The organism is Mucilaginibacter sp., assembly GCF_039935595.1.
GTDB lineage: Bacteria > Bacteroidota > Bacteroidia > Sphingobacteriales > Sphingobacteriaceae > Mucilaginibacter.
Genome location: NZ_JBDTJZ010000123.1, coordinates 1 through 6,113, shown reverse-complemented (window position 1 = coordinate 6,113; position 6,113 = coordinate 1). Strand labels below are relative to the sequence as shown.

The following is a 6,113-nucleotide window of genomic DNA, read 5'->3' as shown; positions in this document are numbered from 1 at the left end:
ATTGAAGGGGTTTGATAGCGCATAGCCAGCTCCACCTGGTATTCATCACCCAAGCGCTGTTGTAATGCCTGATGCTGTAATTTGCTGTAATGCAACAGTGGCGAGCCGGTTTCGTCGTTCCATATAGCTTTATACAATTTGGCAGATTTTGGCGACCGGAACGGCACAATAATACCTTTTACCAAAAAAGTACGCAACACCGGGTTAACATCAATTACCCGTTCGTCCATTAAAAACTCACCGAGGTATTTGCGCACATCCGCAGTTTGCGGACTGTCCGGTGTACCCAGGTTTACCAGTAAAACTCCTTTTTTTGCCATAATATTGGTCGCAAAAGTAACACAAAACTAGTTAACCCCCTATAAAGGAAATACATATTACATAAAAATTAGACTTTCTTCCACAACCGCCACCACGGCGTATCCGGCGAATCATGATGCTCGTAATGATACCCGAAAAAATAACAGCTAAAAAAAGCGGCCAAATGATTTTTACGTTGGCTGCGCGATTGATGCTTGTTATCATGTTCGCCTTTATGCGGCTGATAAGTACCAAAATAAAATAGCTGCAAGGTGCTTAACAAGGCAGGTGCTACCCAATAAAGCAGCAGATTAGCCTGCGGTAGCCATAACTTTAAAATATTAAATAATAAGGCCATTGCCACTACCTGCCAGATTGATAGATAGTTGCGTATAAACCGCCAGTACCAGTTCCAAAAATTACCCTGATGATAATCAGGATCGGCGGCTGTATGTACATGGTTATGATGCTGATGATGTTTGGTATACAATTTAGGGTACCAAAACAGCGCATAAAAAAAAGTGCAGGTATAACCTATTAAATTATTAACTGTTTTATTGGATGATATGGTGCCGTGCATAGCATCATGCGCGGTTATAAAGAGGCCTGTATACAGGTGCATTTGTAGCAGCACAAAAAAATAAACCAGCGGATTTTTATAATTAACCGGCCACTGCATTAACAAGATGGTTGATGTTGCCCAGCAACCCAGCACTATAAGCGCAATTAATAAGCCAATGGGTGATACTTTTTTTTGCATAACTGTGGCCTATACAGCAAATAGCGTGCTGTTAATATTTTTCCAGTGCGGCTTTTACTTCTTCCATAAGCCACATAGGGGTTGATGTTGCGCCTGCTATACCAATAGTGTCGCCTGCAGAAAACATATCAGGCTTTAATTCGCTGATTGATGAAACAAAATAAGTTTGAGGATTATGTTTGCGACAAACCTCAAAAAGCACCTTGCCATTTGACGATTTTACGCCAGATACAAATACAATTTTGTTAAACCGGCGGGCAAATTCAGGCAGGTCCTTATCCCGGTTTGATACCTGCCTGCAAATGGTATCATTAGCATTTAGTTCATAGCCACGGGCAATTAGTTCGTCCTTTACGTTGTAAAACTTCTCCATGCTTTTGGTAGTTTGGCTGTAAAGGGTAATATTATGCGGTAGTTCTACATTGTCCAGTTCGGCAATATCCTGAAAAACCAGGGCCTCATTATTGGTTTGACCCTGCAACCCTATAACTTCGGCATGACCGTGTTTGCCAAAAATCAATATTTTTTCTTTACGGTCAAAGGATGTTTTAATGCGGTTTTGTAGTTTTAGCACTACCGGGCATGAGGCATCTATTAGTGTTATGTTATTTTCTAAAGCGGTTTTGTAGGTTTCGGGAGCTTCACCGTGTGCACGTATCAGTACTTTTTCGTTAGATAGATTTTTTAGCGCTTCGTGTTCAATTATCCGTAGCCCCTTTGCTTTAAGCCGGTCAACCTCTTCGTCATTATGAACAATATCGCCCAGGCAATACAGGTAACCGTCTTCCTCAAGTATCTCTTCTGCCATATCAATGGCGTAAACCACGCCAAAGCAAAAGCCCGAATCCCTGTCAATACTAACCTGTAAGTTTAATGCTCCCATTATTTAACAAATTTACAGCAAAAAGAACTAAGATTTATAGGATCAACTGATTATATGATATGATTATGTTTGTTGGCAATAAGGATTGCGATAACTAATACAGATCTTTTAAAACTGAAAAACAAAATAAACAAACTGTGCTATAAGCAATACAGGCCCGGCTAACCCCTGCTTTTTAAAGCGGAACTTTTCGAAAATAAAAAGCATGATGGCGCTTAAAACAAACCAGGTAACATAGTTTTTTAGGGGGATATCGCTGCCGCCGGCCCAATGCCAGTAATGGTCGCGTATGGCTACAGGTTCAATTAAAAAATCAAGCAGGGTTAATAATATACCGCCATAAAACAGCCTTGCAAACAAACTTTTAACAGCAACACGCTGCAGCAAAACTCCCGTACTGTAAGTAAGTAAAAACCAGTTAATACCTACTATTAAGGGTATACCCTGCCATTTTATACCAAGGGTGTCGCCATAGGCATAATTGCCAAACAGCCAGGCTTTGTGTACACCAACCCACTCGGCCGCGAAACCGATAATAAATATCAGTATAAAAAAAACTATAAAGCGGCCATTAATAGTTCGGTGTGTAAAAAGTAGCAACAAAAACATGAGCAGTAAGTGCCAGGGCACTATTTGCAGCATAAGCGGCTTAAGTTCAGGAATAAAAACACCTGCCAGCCCTACCAGATGAAACAAGATAATTAATACTATTGCGATATGTGTACGGTGAGCCATATTATATTTTTCGTCCTTTCCATACGTTGGTTTTAGTAAGATGCTTTTGTATAGCAGTAAATGCAATAAGCGTTAAGCTAAACATTTGTACCGGGTGCAAAATTACATTATACATTGCATTTTGTTTAACTGAAAGTGATATCATAATACGGGTAAGTATAATTAGCCCGGCCATTAGGAATATCAACTGAAAATCAAAGGTCATCATAACTATCATGGGGCCGGCAATAACCAGCAAAATATATATTAAAAAGCCAAATATGTTATAATTAAATGCCGCCAAAAAGTTTTTGCTAAACCCATTTACAGCCTCTTTATAACCTTTGTACATGCGGCAAGTTACCATGTTATTACTCAACAGAGCTTCGCCATTATAACCGGAGGCTTTTACCAGTTTCATTATTTCAACATCCTCTACCACCTTGTAACTAACCTGTTGGTGCCATTGGTTTTTGCGGTAGTCTGCACCATTAAATAACATAAACTGCCCGCTTGCCGCGGCTACTGCCGCGCTTTTAACCAAATACACCAACTGTAGCGGCAATAAATTCAACAAAATATAGTGCATTAATGGTACTACCAGTTTTTCGCCGGGCGAGTGCATTTCCTGATTAGCAAATAAGCTTAACAAACTAAGCTTACGCTGATACATACGGTGCAGAGCACTATTTATCAATCCGTTACTTATTTTTTCGTCGGCATCTAAAAATAAAAATAAATTTCCGGTTGCCTGTTCGGCCAGTTGGTAGCAGGCGTAATTTTTACCCAGCCAGTAATGCGGTAGTTCAGCCCCTTTTATTATTTTAAATTGCGGGTGTTTGGCGGCAAAGTCCGCAACTATATTATAGGTCTGGTCAGTTGAATCATCATCCAATACAATAACCTCATAATGCGGGTAATCCTGATTATTGATAGATTGCAATAGTGCCAGTATATTATCAGCCTCATCCCTCGCCGGAATTAAAATAGATACCTTATCTGTATATTGTTTGGCTACACGGTGCAGCTTGGGGTTTGATAAAAAATTAAACAGGGTTACTGAAAACCGCAAAATAATAAAGAAAAAAGTGGCGGCTATAACAATGATCACTTTATATAACTATTTGGATTTGTTGTTGCCTGGCATCATCATAATGCAGTTGGTAGCTTGCTTGTAGTTGCTGTATATCGGTAAATTCAGCATCGGTAATATGTTTTAAATAAATATTTGCCTGTGGTTTTTTGTTTGTAAAATATTCAATAAACATAGCCGAATATACGAGTTGAAATTTACCTGCGGCTTGCTCAAGCACTTTCATTATCCCTTTTTCAAACTCAACTTTGGTAATAAAGTTAGAATAAAGTTTACCCTGCGGAAATATAAGCACCAAATTTTCGGCATCATTTAATAATTGCGATGCAAAGTTTAATGATGTAATAATATCCCTGGAGTTTTTTTTAACAGAAAAAGCGCCTCCATATTTAAGTATAGGCAGGCGTTTGGCCGTACGCTCCAGCAACATAGTATGAAACTTCTTTTTAAACAATTTATAGTTAATATTATACATTAAAAAGCCGTCCCAAAAACCCGAGTGATTGGCTATTAATAATACAGGTTTATTTTTATCTATAGTTATTGTGTTAAAGCTAATATGACTAAAATTTCGCCTAACAATAAAGCGCGCATACGCCTGAAAGCCCCATTTTATAAGAATATTATTTTCAGGATAGATCATATCAAATTATTGGGGTGTTCGGTTTAGCGAAATACAAACACGGCGAACACTTGTCATCATAATGGTTAACCGATTAAAATATTAAATCGGAAATCGAAAATCCGAAATTATCAACTATTCATCAAATCCTCTATTTCCTCCGCTTCAATGGGTATATCGGCCATTAGGTCAACATTACCATCAGCGGTTATCAGGATATTGTTTTCCAGCCTTATGCCTAAACCCTCCTCAGGTATATAAATGCCCGGTTCGCACGTTAGCAGGTTGCCAACCTCAAATGGTTTATAGCGGCTGGCAAAATCGTGTACATCTAAACCTAAATGGTGCGATGTGCCGTGCATAAAGTATTTTTTATACAGCGGCATGGCGGGGTCCTGTTTTTCAACCTCGTGCTTTTTTAACAGTCCAAGCTCAATAAGTTCGCTTGTCATTATTTTCCCTACCTCGTCGTGATAGTCGTTCCAAACAGTGCCTGTTACTATCATTTTAGTGGCGGCGCGCATAACACGTAAAACAGCGTTATATACATCAAGCTGGCGTTTGGTAAAACGGCCATTTACCGGTATTGAGCGGCTCATATCGGCATTGTAATTGGCATATTCGGCACCAAAATCAAACAATATTACTTCACCATCTTTACAAACCTGGTTGTTATCAATATAATGCAGCACAACCGCGTTTTTACCTGATGCAATAATGGGGCTGTAAGCATGGCCGGTTGCGCCTTGCCTAATAAATTCATGTATTATTTCGGCCTCAATTTCATATTCAGTTACGCCGGGTTTAACAAATTTTAACACCCGCTTAAAAGCGTCGCGGGTAATAGCGCAGGCTTTTTTGGTCAGTTCAATTTCAATAGCCGATTTTACAGGCCGCAGATCGCGCATTATGGGTGCCGACCGTTCATAATTATGCAACGGATATTTTAACCTAAGTTCTTCCAGCATCCTGATATCCCGGTACGGTACTGATTGTGCGTAGCGGTCGTTCTCATTGGTATTGATATATACATTCTCCGCATAGTTAATTATACTATGCAAAATGTTGTTAAAATCGCTCAGCCAATAAACATTTTGTATACCTGATGACTTTTTGGCCTCCTCTTTTGTGTATTTATGGCCCTCCCAAATAGCTATATGTTCGTTGGTTTGTCTTAAAAAAAGTACTTCTTTGTATAGAGAATTAGGACAATCCGGAAATAAAAGCAGTATACTTTGTTCCTGGTCAATGCCTGTCAGGTAAAAAAAGTCAGGGTTTTGCTTAAATATAAAATTCTGATCGCCACTTCTCGGAAATTCGTCATTTGAATAAAATAGCGCTATTGAATTGGCCTTTATTCGTGAAACGAAATTATTTCTATTAATTGTAAATAAATTATTTTCGATTGGTAAATATTTCATAAGTATTTCAATAGTTTCAATATACAAATGGTTTTTTTTATTTATTTGTATAATAATTATAACTTTTGGAACAGTATTTGGTTATCGTTTCAAACATAATTACTAATTTTGGAAAAAATCACAATTAAAAAAATTGTTTAATCTTAAAACTATGAACTATTCTACATTAAAGAAAACAGTCGCATTGTCAGTTGTAACTTTGATGGCCGTAAGTATTGTTAATGCACAAACTACGACTACAGATACAACTAAGACGTCGGCTGACATGTCTACTGCCAAGGTATTTGGTGGGGCAAAACAGTACAGAACATGGAGCATTG

General features: G+C 38.4%; 7 protein-coding genes. All 7 read right to left on the bottom strand.

Annotated features, from left to right (window positions below; all coding sequences use genetic code 11):
• A partial coding sequence (locus ABI367_RS08385; RefSeq protein WP_462227114.1) for a ferrochelatase occupies window positions 1-320 on the bottom strand: 320 nt, incomplete at its 3' end.
• A 68-nt stretch (window positions 321-388) separates the two neighbouring features.
• Window positions 389-1,060 (bottom strand): fatty acid desaturase, encoded by a 672-nt coding sequence (locus ABI367_RS08380; RefSeq protein WP_462227113.1) that lies wholly within the window; start codon window positions 1,058-1,060, stop codon window positions 389-391.
• Between the two features lie 31 nt (window positions 1,061-1,091).
• Window positions 1,092-1,943: a 4-hydroxy-3-methylbut-2-enyl diphosphate reductase gene (locus tag ABI367_RS08375; protein WP_462227112.1), complete on the bottom strand. Its 852-nt coding sequence runs from the start codon at window positions 1,941-1,943 to the stop codon at window positions 1,092-1,094.
• A gap of 108 nt (window positions 1,944-2,051) precedes the next feature.
• Window positions 2,052-2,678 carry a carotenoid biosynthesis protein gene (locus ABI367_RS08370; protein ID WP_462227111.1) on the bottom strand — a complete coding sequence of 209 codons (627 nt, stop codon included), beginning with the start codon at window positions 2,676-2,678 and terminating at the stop codon, window positions 2,052-2,054.
• A 1-nt stretch (window position 2,679) separates the two neighbouring features.
• Window positions 2,680-3,768 (bottom strand): glycosyltransferase family 2 protein, encoded by a 1,089-nt coding sequence (locus tag ABI367_RS08365; protein WP_462227110.1) that lies wholly within the window; start codon window positions 3,766-3,768, stop codon window positions 2,680-2,682.
• Window position 3,769: 1 nt separating this feature from the next.
• Window positions 3,770-4,393, bottom strand: a complete 624-nt coding sequence (locus ABI367_RS08360) for a 1-acyl-sn-glycerol-3-phosphate acyltransferase (RefSeq protein ID WP_462227109.1) — start codon at window positions 4,391-4,393, stop codon at window positions 3,770-3,772.
• 110 nt (window positions 4,394-4,503) lie between these two features.
• The gene (locus ABI367_RS08355; RefSeq protein ID WP_462227108.1) at window positions 4,504-5,793 is read right to left on the bottom strand and encodes an aminopeptidase P N-terminal domain-containing protein; all 1,290 of its coding nucleotides are present in this window, start codon (window positions 5,791-5,793) and stop codon (window positions 4,504-4,506) included.
• Between the last annotated feature and the right edge of the window lie 320 nt (window positions 5,794-6,113).

Bases quoted from the DNA above. Each gene is read 5' to 3' on its own strand.
- ABI367_RS08370 (WP_462227111.1), bottom strand. From the start codon at position 2,678: ATGGCTCACCGTACACATATCGCAATAGTATTAATTATCTTGTTTCAT.
- ABI367_RS08375 (WP_462227112.1), bottom strand. From the start codon at position 1,943: ATGGGAGCATTAAACTTACAGGTTAGTATTGACAGGGATTCGGGCTTT.
- ABI367_RS08380 (WP_462227113.1), bottom strand. From the start codon at position 1,060: ATGCAAAAAAAAGTATCACCCATTGGCTTATTAATTGCGCTTATAGTG.
- ABI367_RS08360 (WP_462227109.1), bottom strand. From the start codon at position 4,393: ATGATCTATCCTGAAAATAATATTCTTATAAAATGGGGCTTTCAGGCG.
- ABI367_RS08355 (WP_462227108.1), bottom strand. From the start codon at position 5,793: ATGAAATATTTACCAATCGAAAATAATTTATTTACAATTAATAGAAAT.